Source organism: Streptomyces sp. CY-1, assembly GCF_047218265.1.
In the GTDB taxonomy this organism is placed as follows: domain Bacteria; phylum Actinomycetota; class Actinomycetes; order Streptomycetales; family Streptomycetaceae; genus Streptomyces; species Streptomyces niphimycinicus.
Genome location: NZ_CP178393.1, coordinates 1,051,424 through 1,068,233, shown reverse-complemented (window position 1 = coordinate 1,068,233; position 16,810 = coordinate 1,051,424). Strand labels below are relative to the sequence as shown.

Sequence of the window (16,810 nt, the reverse complement as noted above, 5' to 3'; positions counted from 1 at the left end):
GGAGGCCGGGATGACCACTCCCGAAGCGCAGGTCGTCGAAGCGCTGCGTGTCACGCTCATGGAGAACGAGCGGCTCGAGCGGGAGAACGCCGACATACGCCGTGGCTTGTCGGAGCCGATCGCGATCGTGGGGATGGCGTGCCGGTTGCCGGGCGGGGTGACCACGCCGGAGGAGCTGTGGGACCTGGTGGTGTCCGGCGGCGACGCGATTGGTGGGTTTCCGGAGGACCGTGGGTGGGATCTGGAGAACCTCTTCGACCCGGATCCGGATCACCCCGGCACCAGCTATGTCCGCGAGGGTGGCTTTCTCCATGACGCGGGGGAGTTCGACGCGGGCTTCTTCGGGATCTCGCCGCGTGAGGCGCTGGCGATGGATCCACAGCAGCGCATCATGCTCGAGACCTCCTGGGAGGCGTTCGAGCGCGCCGGGATCGACCCGACCGCACTGCGCGGCAAGGACATCGGCGTCTTCACCGGGGTGACGTACCACAGCTACGGCTCGGGAGCACGGGTCCCTGAGGAGCTCGAGGCGGTCATGGGCACGGGCACGTCGGCGAGCGTCCTGTCGGGGCGGGTGTCCTATGCGCTCGGCTTCGAGGGTCCTTCGGTCGCGGTGGACACGGCGTGCTCCTCGTCGCTGGTGGCCTTGCATCTGGCCGTACAGGCGCTGCGGTTGGGCGAGTGCTCGATGGCGCTGGCCGGAGGGGTGACCGTCATGGCCAACCCCGGTATCTTCGTCGGCTTCTCGCGTCAGCGTGGGATGTCCAAGGACGGCCGCTGCAGGGCGTTCGCGGAGGCGGCGGACGGCACCGGCTTCTCCGAGGGCGCGGGCGTGCTGCTGGTGGAGCGGTTGTCGGATGCTGAGCGTCTTGGGCATCGGGTGTTGGCGGTGGTGCGGGGTTCGGCGGTGAATCAGGATGGTGCGTCGAATGGGCTGACGGCGCCGAACGGTCCCTCGCAGCAGCGTGTCATCCGGCAGGCGTTGACCAGTGCCGGGCTGGTGGCGGCGGATGTGGATGTGGTGGAGGCCCATGGGACGGGCACTGCCCTGGGTGACCCCATCGAGGCGCAGGCTCTCTTGGACACATATGGGCAGGGTCGGCCTGAGGGGTGTCCGTTGTGGTTGGGGTCGTTGAAGTCGAATATTGGTCATGCTCAGGCGGCTGCTGGTGTGGCTGGTGTGATCAAGATGGTGTTGGCGTTGCGGTGTGGGGTGTTGCCGAGGACGTTGCATGTGGATGAGCCGTCGTCGCAGGTGGATTGGTCGGCGGGTGCGGTGGAGCTGCTGACCGAGGAGCGGGTGTGGCCGGAGGTGGGGCGTCCGCGTCGGGCCGGGGTGTCGGGGTTTGGTGTGAGTGGGACGAATGCGCATGTGATTTTGGAGCAGGCCCCGAAGGCGGCCAATGAGGCGGCGCCGGTAGTGAAGACTCCGGGTGGTGTGGTGCCGTTGGTGGTGTCGGGGCGTGGTGGTGCGGGGTTGCGGGGGCAGGCACGGCGGTTGCTGGAGTATGTGCAGGCCCATCCGCATTTGAGCGTTGGGGAGTTGAGCGCGGGGTTGGCGGCTGGCCGGGCGGCGTTGTCGGATCGTGCGGTGGTGGTGGCGGGGGATCGGGTTGAGGCGTTGGCGGGGCTGGCGGCGGTTGCGGAGGGTGGTGGGGCGGGAAGGGCGGATGTCCTGGGTCGGGTGGTGTTTGTTTTTCCTGGTCAGGGGGCGCAGTGGGTGGGTATGGGGGCTGAGTTGTTGGAGTCGTGTGGGGGTGTTTGCGGAGGCTTTGGGGGAGTGTGCGGGGGTGTTGGATGCGTTGACGGGGTGGTCGTTGGTGGATGTGGTGCGGGGTGTTGAGGGTGGGGTGTTGTTGGATCGGGTGGATGTGGTGCAGCCGGTGTCGTTTGCGGTGATGGTGTCGTTGGCGCGGGTGTGGATGGCGGCGGGTGTGGTGCCGGGTGGGGTGGTGGGTCATTCGCAGGGGGAGATTGCGGCGGCGTGTGTGGCGGGTGGGTTGTCGTTGGAGGATGCGGCGCGGGTGGTGGTGTTGCGGAGTCGGGCGGTTGCGGCGGGGTTGTCGGGTCGTGGCGGGATGGTGTCGTTGGGGTGTGGGTGTGGAGGAGGCCGAGGGGCTGGTTGTGGGGTGGTCGGGTCGGGTGGAGGTGGCGGCGGTGAATGGGCCGTCGTCGGTGGTGGTGGCTGGTGAGGTGGCGGCGCTGCGGGAGTTGGTGGAGGAGTGCGGGGGTGCGGGGGTGCGGGCGCGGTGGGTGGATGTGGATTACGCCTCGCATACGGCGCAGGTTGAGGCGGTGGAGGAGGAGCTTGCCGGGTCGTTGTCGCAGATCCGGCCGGGTGTCGTCCCGTATCCGTTTTTTTCGACGGTGGAGGCGGGGTGGGTGGACACGGCGGAGTTGGATGCGGGGTACTGGTACCGCAACCTGCGGAGCACCGTACGGTTCGCGCCGTCCGTCGAGCGTCTGCTGGAGGAGGACTTCCGGGCGTTTGTCGAGGTGAGTGCGCATCCGGTGCTGACGATGAGCATCGAGGCGTCGGTCGAGCAGGCGGACGACGCGGGACCGGTTGTGGTGACCGGGACACTCCGCCGGGACGAGGGCGGCATGCGCCGCGTGCTCACCTCCCTGGGCGAGGCGTACGTACGCGGTGTCCCCGTCGACTGGACCGCGCTGCTCGGCGACATCCCGGCGCATGCCGCCCTGGATCTGCCCACCTACGCCTTCCAACACCAGCACTACTGGCTCAAGAACGCCGCTCTCGCCGATACGGGATCCATCGACGTTCAGCTCCCGGGCGTGGCCGAACTGCCCGCTGAGACAGGCATATTGACCGCGCGCCTCCTCGGGGAGTCCGGGCCGGAACAGGAACGCATCCTGCTGGAGACCGTCCGCCAGGAGACCGCAAGCGTCTTGGGGCACCCCTCACTGGATGCCATTGAACCGGACATGGTGTTCAACCAGATCGGATTCGACTCGGCCACCGCCGTGCAGTTGCGAAACCGCCTGAACGCACTCACCGACCAGACCCTGCCGACCACCCTGCTCTTCGACTACCCCACGCCCGTGATCCTCGCCGCATTTCTCCGTGACGAGCTCATCGGGGACACGGCGGCCCCGGAGGAGGTACCGGGCCCGTCACCAGCGCTCGCGGCCGTGTCGACTGAGCCGGTGGCGATCGTGGGCATGGCGTGTCGGCTGCCGGGCGGAGTCTCCACTCCGGAAGAGCTATGGGACCTGGTGCTTCATGGGCGGGACGGAGTCAGCGACTTCCCGGTGAACCGTGGCTGGGATCTGGAGAATCTGTTCCACCCGGACCCGGACCACCCCGGCACCAGCTATGCGCACCAGGGCGGGTTTCTGCACGATGCCGGGGAATTCGATGCGGGCTTCTTCGGGATCTCGCCACGTGAGGCGCTGGCCGTGGACCCGCAGCAGCGTCTGATGCTGGAGACCTCGTGGGAAGCGCTGGAACGGGCCGGGATCGACCCGACCACCCTGCGGGGTAAGGACGTTGGTGTCTTCTCCGGTGTGACGTACCACAACTACGGGTCGGGCGTGGAGCCGGTGCCCGCCGAGTTGGAGGGCATGCTGGGCCTCGGTGCCTCGGCGAGCGTGCTGTCGGGGCGGGTGTCCTATGCGCTGGGCTTCGAGGGTCCGTCGGTGGCGGTGGACACGGCGTGCTCCTCATCCCTGGTGGCGTTGCATCTGGCGGCGCAGGCATTGCGGGCGGGCGAGTGCTCGATCGCGCTGGCCGGCGGCGTCACGGTGATGCCCACTCCCGGCATCTTCATCGCCTTCTCGCGGCAGCGTGGCATGTCGGTCGATGGCCGGTGCAAGTCCTTCGCCGCTTCGGCCGACGGTACGGGGTGGGCCGAGGGGGTGGGTGTGCTGGCGCTGGAGCGGTTGTCGGACGCTGAGCGGAACGGTCACCAGGTGCTGGCGGTGGTGCGGGGCAGTGCGGTGAACCAGGACGGTGCGTCGAACGGTCTGACGGCGCCGAACGGCCCCTCGCAGCAGCGTGTCATCCGGCAGGCGCTGGCCAGCGCGGGGGTGTCGGCCGCCGAGGTGGATGTGGTCGAGGCGCATGGGACGGGTACGCCGCTGGGTGATCCGATCGAGGCGCAGGCGGTGTTGGCCACGTATGGCCAGGATCGTGATCGGCCTTTGTTGATGGGGTCGTTGAAGTCGAATATCGGTCATGCGCAGGCGGCTGCGGGTGTGGCTGGTGTGATCAAGACGGTCATGGCGATGCGGCATGGTGTCGCCCCTCGGACGTTGCATGTGGATGAGCCGTCGCCGCAGGTGGACTGGTCGGCGGGTGCGGTGGAGTTGTTGACTGAGGAGCGGGTGTGGCCGGAGGTGGGGCGTCCGCGTCGGGCCGGGGTGTCGGCGTTCGGGGTCAGCGGTACCAACGCCCACGTCATCCTGGAACAGCCCTCGGACGTACCTGAGCCCGCCTCACCTGCTCCGCAGTTGCCGGGCGATCTGGCGCTTCTTCCGGTGTCCGCGCGGGGCGAGGGCGCGCTGCGTGCTCAGGCGCAGCGGCTGTTGTCCTTTCTGGATCAGCGGCCGGATCAGGATCTCGGTGAGTTCGCTGTTGCGTTGGGTTGTGGGCGGGCGGGGTTGTCGGATCGTGCGGTGGTGGTGGCGGGGGATCGGGGTGAGGCGTTGGCGGGGTTGGGTGCGGTGGTGCGGGGTGAGTCGGCTGTGGGGGTGGTGTCGGGTTCGGTGGTGCGTGGTCGGTTGGGGGTGTTGTTCGCTGGTCAGGGGTGTCAGCGGGTGGGGATGGGGCGTGGTCTGTACGAGGTGTTTCCCGTGTTCCGGGATGCCTTCGACGCGGTGTGTGATGCTCTGGATCGTGAGTTGGGTGTGGGTGGTGTGTCGGGTTCGGTGCGGGATGTGGTGTTCGGGGATGGGGGGTTGTTGGGGCGGACGGTGTTTGCTCAGGCGGGGTTGTTCGCGGTGGAGGTGGGGTTGTTCCGGTTGGTGGAGTCGTGGGGTGTGGTGGTGGATGTGGTGGGTGGGCATTCGGTGGGTGAGGTGACGGCGGCGCATGTGGCGGGTGTGTTGTCGCTGGAGGATGCGGTGGTGTTGGTGGCGGCGCGGGGCCGGTTGATGGAGGCGTTGCCGGAGGGTGGGGTGATGGTGGCGGTGGGTGCGGGTGAGGGGGAGGTGCGGTCGTTGCTGGTGCCGGGGGTGGATATCGCCGCGGTGAACGGTCCTGCGGCGGTGGTGCTGTCCGGTGATGAGGAGCCGGTGTTGCGGGTGGCGGAGGAGTTGTCGGGGCGGGGTTGTCGGACGAGGCGGCTGGCGGTTTCGCATGCGTTCCACTCCGCGCGGATGGAGCCGATGTTGGAGGAGTTCCGGGAGGCGATCGCCGATGTGTCGTTCGCCGCGCCGGTGATTCCCCTGGTGTCGAACGTAACCGGGGCGTTGGTGGACGCGGAGGTGGTGTGTGCGCCGGAGTACTGGGTGGAGCATGTGCGTTCGGCGGTGCGGTTCGCGGATGGTGTGGGGGCGCTTGCCGATTACGGTGTGAGCACCTACCTCGAGTTGGCGCCGGACGCGGTGTTGTCCGCGATGGTCGGTGACTGTCTGCCGGAGGAGTCGGCCGAAGAGTCCGTGGTGGTGCCGTCCCTGCGACGGGAGGGCGACGAGCCTCGCGCGCTGCTGTCCGCCGTGGCTCAACTGCATGTGGCAGGTGTACGCATCGACTTCGGCGCCCTGTTCGGTGCAACGGCTCTGCCCTCCCACATCTCGGATCTGCCGACGTATGCCTTCCAGCGGGAGCATTACTGGTTGGTCGGGGACGGCCGTGGCGTCGGTGATGTGGCGTCTGCCGGGTTGACGGGCGTCGGCCATCCACTATTGGGGGCGGTGACGGAGGTTCCGGGGTCGGGTGAGGTGTTGTTCGCTTCGCGGTTGTCGTTGGGGTCGCATGCGTGGCTGGCTGATCATGTGGCTGCGGGTGCGGTGTTGTTGCCGGGTGCGGCGTTTGTGGAGTTGGTGGTGCGGGCTGGGGATGAGGTGGGGTGCGGTGGGGTGGAGGAGTTGGTGATGGAGGCTCCGTTGGTGTTGGCGGAGGACGGGGCGGTGCAGGTGCGGGTGAGTGTGGGGGAGGCCGATGAGGGTGGTCGGCGTGGGGTGCGGGTGTATTCACGGGCAGAGGATGCCGGTGTGGGTGCTGCGTGGGTGCGGCATGCCACCGGGACGTTGCGTCCTGTGGAGGGGATCGCCGTCCCCGACGTGGGTTTGTCGGTGTGGCCTCCGGTGGGTGCGGTGGCGGTGGATCCGGTGGAAGTGGAGGGCTTGTACGAGGGTCTGGAGCGGGTCGGCTATCGGTATGGGCCGGTGTTTCAGGGGGTGCGGGCGGCGTGGCGGTCGGAGGGTGCGGTGTATGCGGAGGTGGCTCTGCCGGAGGAGCATCGGGTTCACGCGGCGGGGTTCGGACTGCACCCGGCACTCCTCGACGCGGCCATGCACACCATCGCCTTCCACGGCCGGGAGGAAGCCGATGCGGAGCTCGTGCTGCCCTTCGCCTATCGAGAGGTGGCGCTGCATGCCTCCGGGGCCTCAGCACTGCGGGTACGCGTGACACCGTCCGGCCCGAACACCATGACCCTCGAGCTGGCCGATGAGTCCGGTGCCCCGGTGGCTTCCGTGGGCTCGGTGGTGTCCCGTCCGGTCAGCCCCGAGCAGTTCGGCACGGCGGCGACGGCGGACCGGATGTTCCGCGTCGCCTGGGAGGAACTGCCGATTCGGCCGGACGGCACGACCGTGGAACCGCTACCGGTGGTCGACGCCGAGGACGTACACCGCCTGGCCACAACGCCGGAGGCTTCGCTCCCGGACGCGCTGTCGCTGGACCTCGGCGGTGGCGTCGGCAGTGGCACCGGCGACGGTACGGCCGATGTGCGGGAGCTGACCGGGCGGGCGCTGCGGGTCGTACAGGCGTGGCTGGCCGAGCCCTCGTTGGCGTCCAGCCGACTGCTCGTGGTGACGCGGGGTGCCGTCGCCGTCCGGGAGGCCGATCCGGTCGACCCGGCGGTGGCCGCCGTATGGGGCCTGATGGGGTCCGCACAAGCGGAGAACCCCGGGCGGATCCTCCTCCTCGACATCGATCAAGAGACGATCCCCACCGCGCTCCTGCCCGCGATGCTTGCCGGTGACCAGCGCCAACTGGCCGTACGCGACGCCACCTGCTTCACCCGGCACCTCACCCGTGTCGTGGAGGTGCCCGAGGCGGGGCCCGGGGGCGTGGGTTCTGGTGGGACGGTGTTGGTGACGGGTGGTACGGGGGCGCTGGGCGCGGTCGTGGCGCGGCATCTGGTGGCGGTGCATGGGGTGCGGAGTCTGGTGTTGGCGAGTCGGAACGGGCCTGAGGCCGCTGGTGCCGCCGAGTTGGAGGCGGAGCTGGTGAAGGCGGGGGCGCGCGTACGCATCGTGGCGTGTGATGTGTCGGATCGGGGCTCTGTCGCCCGGCTGCTGGATATGGCTCCGAAGGATGTTCCGTTGTCGGCGGTGGTGCACACGGCCGGTGTTCTGGACGACGGTGTGCTGACGGCGTTGACCCCGGAGCGTATGGACGCCGTGTTCCGGCCGAAGGTGGACGGGGCGTTCCATCTGCATGAGCTGACCCGGGACCTGGACCTGTCCGCCTTCGTCCTGTTCTCCTCCGCCGCCGGCACTCTGGGCAACGCGGGGCAGGGCAACTACGCCGCCGCCAACGCCTACCTCGACGCGCTCGCCCATCAGCGCCGGGCGCAGGGACTTCCCGCCGTTTCCCTCGCCTGGGGCATGTGGCAGCAGGCCGCGGGAACGGGCATGACCGGCCGCCTCGGTGATGCCGACCAGCGCCGGATGACACGCGGCGGTGTGGCCCCGTTGTCCCCGGCCGAGGGCATGGAACTGTTCGACGCCGCGCTGCGTACGGCCGAATCCACGGTCCTCCCCATCAAGCTGGACCTCGCCGCGCTCCGGGCCCAGGCCGCCGACGGGCCGGTGCCGCCCCTGCTGCACAAACTGGCGCCACCGGCCCGGCGGGCCGCTCGGGCCACCACGGATGAGGAACTGGTGACCGGCAGGCTGGCCGGTGCGCCCCCCGAGGAGCAGGAGCGGATTCTCCTCGACATGGTCCAGCAGGAGGCCGCCCGGGTCCTGGGCCACTCGGCGGCCGCCACGCTCGACCCCGATGTGCTGTTCACCGAGATCGGCCTGGACTCCCTGATGGCGGTGGAACTCCGGGATCGCCTGGCCAAGCGCACCGCGCTGAGGCTGCCTCCCAGCTTTGTCTTCGACCACCCGACTCTCCGGATGCTGGCCCGGCAACTGCGGGACGAGCTGGAGAAGGCCGATGCGGACGCTTCTCCCGGAGGCGCCCGGGAGTGAGTCCGACACACCCGCCCGGTTCAGCCGGACCCGCAGCGAAAGGGATCGCACATGTTCAGCACGGACACCTACCTGGCGCATCTGGGATTCTCCCAGCGGCCCGCCCCCACCCTGCCGAACCTGCGGCAGTTGCACCGCGGCCATCTGATGGCGGTCCCCTACGACACCAACCACACGCACCGCCTCAGCGCGGAGAACATGGCCGACATCGATATCGACAAGGCATTCGAGGCCATCGTGCCGACCGGCGCCGGTGGCATGTGCCTGGAGCTGAACACCCTGTTCGCCCGGCTGCTCCGCGAGCTGGGCTATGACCTGGACGTCATCAGTGGTGGCACCTATCTGCCCGGTGACATCTTCGCCCCCGACCCCGAGCACATGCTGATGCTCGTTCGTATCGAGGGGGAGGAGTGGCTGGCCGACGTGGGGCATGCCGGGCTCTGTTTCATCGAGCCGCTGCGCCTGTCCGAGGAGGTGCAGTGGCAGTACGGCTGCGCGTTCCGGCTGATCCGGCGGGACGGCTATCTCGTGCTCCAGGCCAAGACCCTGGAGCACGACTGGCGCACCACCTACCGCTTCACCACCGAGCCCAGGAGCTATGGCGCCTGGGCCGGGGTCGGTGACGGCGACGGCCCGGCCATCCTGGCGGCGATGCGCAGGCGCCGGCGCGTCATCGACAAGGGACAGGTCTTCCTCACCAACAACATGTTCACGATCGTGGAGGACGGCCATGAGAAGGTCACCCTCCTCGTCGATCCGGAACAGCACGCCCAGGTGCTCGACACGTACTGGGACGGTCGCGACTGACCGAGCCGGTGCCGCCATCCCGTCCCGGCCCGAGGCCGACGACCAGCAGATGAGAGTGATGCGCCATGAAATTCGGTTTGCTGTACGGGGCGCAGCTTCCCCGACCCTGGACCCAGGACTCCGAACACCGCCTGTTCAAAGACATGTTGGACGAGATCGAGCTGGCCGACCGGCTGGGCTTCGACCAGGTGTGGTGTCCTGAGCACCACTTCCTGGAGGAGTACTCGCACATGTCCGCGCCCGAGGTGTTCCTCGGCGCGGTCAGCCAGCGCACCAGCCGCATCCGTATCGGCCACGCGGTCGCCCTGATGCCTCCGGCCTTCAACCCGACGGCCCGGGTCGCCGAGCGGATCGCCACGCTGGACCTGCTCTCCGACGGGCGGGTGGATTTCGGCACGGGCGAGTCCACCACCCCCACCGAGCTGGGCGGGTTCGGCGTGGAGCGCTCCGACAAACGGGACCAGTGGGCGGAAGCGGTGGACGCCGTGGCCCGCATGTTCGTCGAGGAGCCCTTCGCCGGATCCGAGGGCAAGTACGTTTCCGCTCCGGTCCGCAATGTGCTGCCCAAGTCCCGGCAGAAGCCACATCCGCCGATGTGGATGGCCTGCGGAAACCGGGACGCGATCCGCATCGCGGCGGCCAAGGGGCTCGGTGCGCTGAACTTCTCCTTCTTCGGACCGGCCGAGACCAAGACGTGGGTCGACGCCTACTACTCGGGCATTGAGTCGGCGGACTGCGTACCCGCGGGGTTCGCGGTCAACGCGCAGATCGCCGCGACCATACCGATGTTCTGCCACCAAAACGAGACCACCGCGGTCGAACGCGCCGTCGACGGCGTCCAGTTCTTCAACTTCGGCCTCGGTTTCTACGCGGGCTTCGGCACCGCCGCACCGGGCCGCACCCGGCTGTGGGAGGAGTTCCAGCGCGACCGCGACAAGCACGGTATGGGCCGCTCCTCCTTCGGCAGGCCCGGTATGCCGCTGGGCAATCCGGCCCGGGGCGCGGTGGGCACTCCGCGCCAGATACGCGATTTTCTGCGGCTGCACGAGGAGGCCGGGCTGGACCAGGCGATCTTCCTCGTCCAGGGCGGTGGCACCCGGCACGAGCACATCTGCGAGTCGCTGGAGCTCTTCGCCAACGAGGTGATGCCCGAGTTCAAGGAGCGCGATGAGACCGCCGAACGGCTGAAGGCGGCCCGGCTCCGGCCCGCCATCGATGCCGCCATGGCCCGGCGCGAGCCGCCACGGACGGCCGACCCCGACTACATCATCCCCGCCCGTAGCCAGAGCTGACCCCCCACCCGCCCGTAGTCAGAGCTGACACCCACCGAAGGAGAACGCGATACCGCCATGGCTGACACCTCCGAAGAAGAACTTCGCATCCTCGACCCGAAGACCGTCGCGGACGAACTGCGCAAGCACGGCCCGCCGCGGCAGATCACGATGCACGGCACCACGGCATGGCTCGTCTCCCGATACGACGAGGTCAGGGACTGTCTCGGCCACCCCGGCATGAGCCCGGCCGCCGCCTACGCGGCCTCCCAGGGCCAGACCACTCCGGTGAGCGGCCTGTTCGAGGACACGCTGCCCGGCACCAATCCGCCCCAGCACACCCGGCTGCGCAGGCTGCTGGCCAAGGCGTTCACGACCCGCAGGGTGGAGAGCCTGCGGCCGCGGGTGCAGGAGATCACCGACACCCTGCTGGACCGGATCGCCGTCGAAGGCCGGGCCGATCTCGTCACCGCACTGGCCATCCCGCTGCCCATGCAGGTGATCTGTGAACTCCTCGGCGTGCCCATCGCCGACCGCACCGAATTCCACCAGTGGGCCGACCTGATGCTCACGCCCCCGTTGGACCCGGACACCGCCGCACGCTCCCAGGACGCGGCCACCAAGCTGTGGACGTATATGGAGGATCTCGCCGAGGCCAGGCGGAAGGCCCCGGAGGACGACCTGATCAGCGATCTGATGTCGGCACATGAGGACGACCGGCTCAGCCACCGCGAAGTGGTCGCCACCGCCCGGATGATGCTGATCGCCGGATACGAGCTGACCGGCAGCTTCATCAGCAACGCGGTCCTCTCCCTGCTGTCCCGGCCGGACCAGTTGGAGCTGCTGCGCAAGGACCCCGAACTGGCCGGGCGCGGCCTGGAGGAACTGCTCCGGCACGCCGGGCCGGGCATCCTCGTCGTCCGTTTCGCCAACGAGGACGTGGAGATCGGCCCCGTACGGATCCGCGCCGGCGAGCAGGTGCTTCTGGACATGGACGCCGCACACTCCGACCCGGCACACTTCACCGACGGCGAGCGGCTGGACCTGACGAGGGACTCCGGCATGCATCTCCAGTTCGGCCACGGCATTCACTACTGCATCGGTGCGCCACTGGCCAGGGTGGAGGGGCAGATCGCCCTGGAGAGCCTGGTCCGGCGGTTCCCCGGGCTTCGGTTGAGCGTTCCCGCCTCCGAGATCAGCCACAGCAAGAACCCGTTCATCCGCTCGCTGACCGCGCTCCCCGTCGAGTTCGAGGCTCAGCGGCCCGAGGGGTGATCGCTGGACGACGCCGGATCGGCCAGGCCGGTGACCCGCATCGTGATGTTCAGCCGTCCGGACTTCAGTCCGGTGGCCGGGTCACCGGTTCCGGGCAGGATCTTGGGGACGGCATGGTAGGCGTAGCGGGAGGGGCCTCCGAAGACGAACAGATCCCCGGAGCCGAGTTCGAGGTCGGTGTACGGCTTGGTACGGGTCTCGGTGTTGCCGAAACGGAAGACGCAGTTGTCGCCGATGGTGAGCGAGACCACCGGGGCGGATGACCGCTCGTCCTTGTCCTGGTGCATGCCGAGTTTCGCCTGGGCGTCGTAGAAGTTGATGAGCGCGGTGTCGGGGGTGTACCCCTCACCGGCCGTCTCGTCGTCGTAGGCGTCGGCCAGGGCGCGACGGCCCAACTCGACCATCCAGTGCGGGAATTCGGCGACCCGGGCGCCGTTCACATCGTCTGCGGTGCGGGTGTACGCATAGGGCTGCCAGTGCCAGCCGATGCACACCGTCCGCACCGACATGACGCCCCCGCGCGGCAGCTTCGTGTGCCGGATCGGGACCGGGCCGGTGGCCCAGCCCCGGCAGGCGATGACCAGCTCCCGCTGCTGTTCGAGGGTGAGCCAGCCCGGCACATGGACGGCGCCGGGGGCCACCTCAAGGCGTGGGCGGGGGATCAGGGCGTTCATACGGGGTTCTCCGCGGGCGGGTTGGCGATGTCGGCGGCGTCGGCGTTCCGGCCGTGGCGTCAGGCCGCGTCGTGGAAGACCAGGCCCAGTGCGTGGCGGCGCCCGGAGCGCACCGTGCTGACCCCGTGCCGCATGACACCGGCCGACCAGCCGCGCTTGGTGGCCACCGGGCGGTCACGGGTGGTGAAGATCAGCCCGTGTCCCTGCTGGAGTACGGCCGTGGTGCCCCGGGACTGGGCCCGTGGCCGCTGCTCGACCAGCAGGAACTCCCCGCCCGTGTAGTCGGTGCCGTACGCGTCCAGCCCGATCACCATCTGGAGCGGAAAGAGCATGTCGCCGAACACGTCCCGGTGCAGGGCGTTCCAGTCGCCGGGCCCGTATCGCAGCAGGATCTGCGCGGAGCGGTCCTGTCCGGCCTCATGGCACATGGTCAGCCACTTCTCCAGGCTGTCCGGCCAGGGCGCCGGACGGCCGAGCCGCTCCGCCCAGTCACGGGCGATGGTCAGCAGCCGCGGATAGAGCGCGGCGCGCAACTCGGCGACCGGTTCGGGCAGGTCATGGGTGAAGTAGCGGTACTGACCGGAGCCGAAGCGGTGGCGGGCCATGTCGATCGTGCTCCTGAACCGCTCGTCCCGCTCATAGAGCCCGGCGATACGGGCGCACTGCGCGGGGGTCAGCAGCCGTGGAGTGAGCGCGCACCCGTGGGTGTCCAGCTCTTCGGCCAGCTCTGTCCAGTCGGCCGCGGCCACGCGCTGGTGGAGGCGTGCGGTGTCGGTCGTGGTGCTCATCGGTGCTTCTCCGCGATCGTGCTCATCGGTGTTCTCCGGGATCCGGGAAGGGTGCGGCACGGGCCCCGACCGGTGGGTGCGAGGCCCGGTGGGTGTGCCCCGGTAGGTGCGGGGTCCGCGCTCAGGCGCTCTGGAGGGCGCCTTCGTGGACGAGGAGTCGCTGCTTGCGCTCCAGCCCGCCCGCGTAGCCGGTCAGTGCGCCGGTGGCGCCGATGACACGGTGGCAGGGCCGCACGACCAGCAGCGGATTGCGTCCGATCGCGGTGCCGACGGAGCGAACCGCGGTGCGCGGGGCGCCGATCTGCCGGGCGATGTCGCCGTAGCTGACCGTCGTGCCGTACGGAATGGTCTCCAGCGCCTGCCACACCCTGCGCTGGAAGTCCGTGCCGCCCTCGACGCACTGGATGTCGAACCGGACGCGCTCGCCGTCGAAGTACGCGCGCAACTGGGAGATGATCTCGGTGAATGCCTCGGCATCCTCGCTCCAGCCGTCCTGGACGACGGCCCCGCCCTTCTGGCCGGGCACGGACAGGGAAACCAGCGCGGTGCCCCCGGGCGCGGTGGCGGACCTCTCGCCCACCAGCAGCAGCTCGCCGAGCGGGCTGTCGATCGTCGTGTGGACCGTCATGGCTGTGGTCCCTCTCTTCTTCTCGCTGTTCTGTCGTGCGCTGCTCCCAGCATGCGTCTTTCGGAAGGGGAAAGCTGGCGGGATTCGGACATGGTGTTTCCGGCGCCCGGTGCCGGGCGCGTGGCGCGTGGCTTCCCGCCCTCAGCCGCCGTCCAGAGCCGTCTCGGCCCAGATGACCTTGCCGTAGGGGGTGTAGCGGGTGCCCCAGCGCCGGGCGAACTGGGCGACGAGGAAGAGTCCGCGTCCGCCCTCGTCGGTGGTCCTGGCCCGCCGCAGATGCGGCGAGGTGCTGCTGCCGTCGGAGACCTCGCAGATCAGGTCGCGGTCGCGCAGCAGCCGGATGCGCACGGGAGCTGTACCGTACCGCAGGGCATTGGTGATCAGTTCGCTGATGACCAGCTCGGCGGTGCACACGGCGTCCTCCAGGCCCCATGCCCGTAGTGTCCGGGCGCAGGCGGCGCGGGTCGGGGCGACCGCCGCCGGGTCGAACGGCACCTCCCACTCGGCCACGTTCTCCGGGTCCAGCAGCCGGGTGCGGGCCACCAGCAGTGCGACATCATCGCTCGGACGGTCCGGGAGGACGGTGTGGAACAGGCTGCGGCAGGTCTCGTTCGGGCCGAGGTCCGGCTCGGCCTTGAGGGTGTGGCGCAGCAGATCCAGGCCGGTGCCCGCGGTTCGGCCGTGGCCTTGGAGGAGACCGTTGGTGTACAGCACCAGGCGGCTCGCGGCGGGCAGCGAGAGGCTGACCGCCTCGAAGGGCTCCCCGCCCTGGCCCAGGGGCGGGGAGGCGGGCATCGCGGGGATGTCCACGGTGCCGTCCGGGCGGGTCAGGACGATGCCCGGATCGCCGGCCCGGGCCATGGTGCAACGGCCCGACACCGAGTCGTGGATCGCGTACAGGCACCCGGCGCCGGTGATCCGGCTGCCCTGCGAGTCGGCGTCATGCTCCAGGTCGAGACGGGTGACCAGCTCGTCCAGATGGGAGATGAGCTCGTCCGGAGGCAGGTCCAGGGCCGAGAAGTTCTGCACCGCGGTGCGCAGTCGGCCCATGGTGGCCGCCGCGTGCACACCCTGTCCGGGCACCTTCCCGACGACCAGCGCGATCCGGGCGCCGGGGAGGGGGATCACATCGAACCAGCTTCCGCCCACCGCGCCCTGCGCGGGCAGATAGCGGGACGCCACCTCCACGGCGTCCTGGTCGGGCAGACCGCTGGGCAGGAGGGTGCGCTGGAGGGCGGCGACCGTGGCGTGTTCGTGGGCGTAGCGGCGGGCGTTGTCGACGCACACGGCGGTGCGCACGGCCAGCTCCCCGGCGATCGCCAGATCCGCTTCGTCGAACGGCTCGCCGCGCCGTGTCCGCCAGAAGGTGGCCAGGCCCAGGGTGACGCCGCGGAAGCGCAGCGGGACGGCGATCAGCGAGTGGACCCCGCGGTCGAGGAGGTGCCGGGCCTCGGCACCGTATGCGGCCGGCGGCCACTCGGCGGTGCCGGTCGGATCGGTCTGGAGCACGGCGGCTCCGGCCTGCACGGCGCGGCTCTGCGGTGTGGCGGCCGCGTAGACGACCCGCTCGCCCACGCGGAAGACGGGGGCTTCGGGGGGAACCCCGCCCACGGCGGTCCGGTGCGGTGCCAGGGGCTCGTACGGCGGCTCGGGCTCCTCGCCGCGCAGAACGGGTTCCAGCAGCTCGACGGTGACGATGTCGGCGAACCGGGGGACGGCCACGTCCACCAGTTGCTCGGCGGTGCCCGTCAGGTCCAGGGAGGAGCTGATCCGCACTCCGGCGTCGGACAGCAGCTTCAGCCGCTCGCGGGCCTCCTCGGCCCGGCCGGACAGCACCCGCAGCGCGGTGGTGTCCCTCAGTGTCACCACGCTTCCGACGGGATCGCCCGCACGGTCCGTGGACCGCATATTGACCACCAGTAGCCGGTCCCCGCAGGGGTGCACCTCGTCCGTGACCCGCCGTTCCGACGTCAGCAGCTCCGTCAGACGCGGTTCCAGGCCGAGCTCGCCGATGTGCCGCCCCTCCGCGTCCGGAGCCAGCCGGAGCAGCCCCCGGGCCTCGTCATTGACCAGCAGCAGCTTCCCGTCCTCCGCCAGGACCAGCACCCCCTCGCGGACCGAGTGCAGCACCGCGTCATGGTGCTCGTACATCCGCCGCATTTCCACGGTGCCCAGGCCATGGGTCTGCCGCCGCACCCGCCCGCTCATCAGCGCCGTCCCGCTCGTGGCCAGGGCCAGCGCCCCGGCACCACTGCCGAGCAGCAGCGGCAGCCGGTGGTCCACCGCGCTGTTCACGCTCGCGACCTTGACCCCGACCGACACTCCGCCGATGAAGGTCCCATCGGCATTGGTGACGGGGACCGCCGAGACGACGGACGGGCCCTGGCTGGCCCGGAAGGTCTCCGTGATCGTCTTTCCGCTCAGCTCGTCCCGCACCAGCCCGGCCGGTCCGACGATCCGCTTGCCGATCAGGGGCGCCTCGGGGTGGGTGAGGCGGATGCCATGAGTGTCGAACAGCACGACGCTGTCGACGCCGGAGCCCTTCCGCGTCGCCTCCGCATGGGAGACGAGCTGCGCCGTCGGCTTGTCGTGGCTGATGGCCCGCGCTATTCCGGGGGAGTGCGCGAGTGTCTCGGCCACCGCGAGGGAGCGTCGGCGGGCATCGAGTGAGCTGTGTTTATGGGCATCCGCCGCTACGGCCACCACTGCGGCGGCCACCAGAACCAGCGTCAGCAGAAGCTGGAGGATGAACGCCTGCCCGGCGACGCTCCGCACCTTCGACCGGGGCCCCAGCCGACTCCGGGTCGCACGAGCGTATCGGCTCATATCGGCATTTATAACATCCTCCTCGGCGTAGGCGAGAAGGAGGGCGCGACATCGTTTTGATCGATCAATGCGCTGATCAAGGGCGGTTTTCGACGACCGGGGAAGGTGGGTTACGCGTCCGCCCGGACGCGGGCACAATGAGGCGGCTGGACC

At 69.7% G+C, this 16,810-nt stretch carries 10 protein-coding genes; 6 read left to right on the top strand and 4 right to left on the bottom strand.

Annotation, left to right across the window (positions count from 1 at the left end; translation table 11 throughout):
* The first annotated feature begins 10 nt into the window (after window positions 1-10).
* The 6 genes from ACK1X7_RS04615 (at window position 11) to ACK1X7_RS04590 (ending at window position 11,741) form a co-directional block, all read left to right on the top strand.
* Window positions 11-1,843: a type I polyketide synthase gene (locus ACK1X7_RS04615; RefSeq protein ID WP_413114666.1), complete on the top strand. Its 1,833-nt coding sequence runs from the start codon at window positions 11-13 to the stop codon at window positions 1,841-1,843.
* Window positions 1,752-2,192, top strand: a complete 441-nt coding sequence (locus tag ACK1X7_RS04610; RefSeq protein ID WP_413114665.1) for an acyltransferase domain-containing protein — start codon at window positions 1,752-1,754, stop codon at window positions 2,190-2,192. Before ACK1X7_RS04615 ends, ACK1X7_RS04610 begins: the two co-directional genes overlap by 92 nt.
* Complete coding sequence (locus ACK1X7_RS04605) at window positions 2,095-8,388, top strand: SDR family NAD(P)-dependent oxidoreductase (protein WP_413114664.1); 6,294 nt, start codon at window positions 2,095-2,097, stop codon at window positions 8,386-8,388. Before ACK1X7_RS04610 ends, ACK1X7_RS04605 begins: the two co-directional genes overlap by 98 nt.
* 51 nt (window positions 8,389-8,439) lie before the next feature.
* The gene (locus ACK1X7_RS04600) at window positions 8,440-9,195 is read left to right on the top strand and encodes an arylamine N-acetyltransferase family protein (protein WP_385152143.1); all 756 of its coding nucleotides are present in this window, start codon (window positions 8,440-8,442) and stop codon (window positions 9,193-9,195) included.
* A 65-nt stretch (window positions 9,196-9,260) separates the two neighbouring features.
* Window positions 9,261-10,487 (top strand): LLM class flavin-dependent oxidoreductase, encoded by a 1,227-nt coding sequence (locus ACK1X7_RS04595; RefSeq protein ID WP_413114663.1) that lies wholly within the window; start codon window positions 9,261-9,263, stop codon window positions 10,485-10,487.
* Window positions 10,488-10,544: 57 nt separating this feature from the next.
* Window positions 10,545-11,741 (top strand): cytochrome P450, encoded by a 1,197-nt coding sequence (locus ACK1X7_RS04590; protein WP_390795665.1) that lies wholly within the window; start codon window positions 10,545-10,547, stop codon window positions 11,739-11,741.
* On the opposite strand, the gene ACK1X7_RS04585 is transcribed toward ACK1X7_RS04590, so the two are convergent.
* The 4 genes from ACK1X7_RS04585 to ACK1X7_RS04570 form a co-directional block, all read right to left on the bottom strand.
* Window positions 11,723-12,415, bottom strand: coding sequence for an alpha-ketoglutarate-dependent dioxygenase AlkB family protein (locus ACK1X7_RS04585; RefSeq protein WP_385152153.1), 693 nt, complete (start codon window positions 12,413-12,415; stop codon window positions 11,723-11,725). The genes ACK1X7_RS04590 and ACK1X7_RS04585 overlap by 19 nt on opposite strands.
* A 59-nt stretch (window positions 12,416-12,474) precedes the next feature.
* Complete coding sequence (locus tag ACK1X7_RS04580) at window positions 12,475-13,203, bottom strand: 2OG-Fe(II) oxygenase (protein WP_385152156.1); 729 nt, start codon at window positions 13,201-13,203, stop codon at window positions 12,475-12,477.
* A 121-nt stretch (window positions 13,204-13,324) separates the two neighbouring features.
* The gene (locus ACK1X7_RS04575) at window positions 13,325-13,831 is read right to left on the bottom strand and encodes a methylated-DNA--[protein]-cysteine S-methyltransferase (protein ID WP_385152160.1); all 507 of its coding nucleotides are present in this window, start codon (window positions 13,829-13,831) and stop codon (window positions 13,325-13,327) included.
* A gap of 141 nt (window positions 13,832-13,972) precedes the next feature.
* Window positions 13,973-16,657, bottom strand: a complete 2,685-nt coding sequence (locus tag ACK1X7_RS04570) for a SpoIIE family protein phosphatase (RefSeq protein ID WP_390795666.1) — start codon at window positions 16,655-16,657, stop codon at window positions 13,973-13,975.
* Window positions 16,658-16,810 lie beyond the last annotated feature (153 nt).

What these genes read in the sequence shown, in the direction of transcription:
- ACK1X7_RS04580 (WP_385152156.1), bottom strand. Translation starts at nt 13,203, where the DNA reads ATGAGCACCACGACCGACACCGCACGCCTCCACCAGCGCGTGGCCGCG.
- ACK1X7_RS04595 (WP_413114663.1), top strand. Translation starts at nt 9,261, where the DNA reads ATGAAATTCGGTTTGCTGTACGGGGCGCAGCTTCCCCGACCCTGGACC.
- ACK1X7_RS04575 (WP_385152160.1), bottom strand. Translation starts at nt 13,831, where the DNA reads ATGACGGTCCACACGACGATCGACAGCCCGCTCGGCGAGCTGCTGCTG.
- ACK1X7_RS04590 (WP_390795665.1), top strand. Translation starts at nt 10,545, where the DNA reads ATGGCTGACACCTCCGAAGAAGAACTTCGCATCCTCGACCCGAAGACC.
- ACK1X7_RS04600 (WP_385152143.1), top strand. Translation starts at nt 8,440, where the DNA reads ATGTTCAGCACGGACACCTACCTGGCGCATCTGGGATTCTCCCAGCGG.
- ACK1X7_RS04585 (WP_385152153.1), bottom strand. Translation starts at nt 12,415, where the DNA reads ATGAACGCCCTGATCCCCCGCCCACGCCTTGAGGTGGCCCCCGGCGCC.
- ACK1X7_RS04615 (WP_413114666.1), top strand. Translation starts at nt 11, where the DNA reads ATGACCACTCCCGAAGCGCAGGTCGTCGAAGCGCTGCGTGTCACGCTC.
- ACK1X7_RS04570 (WP_390795666.1), bottom strand. Translation starts at nt 16,657, where the DNA reads ATGAGCCGATACGCTCGTGCGACCCGGAGTCGGCTGGGGCCCCGGTCG.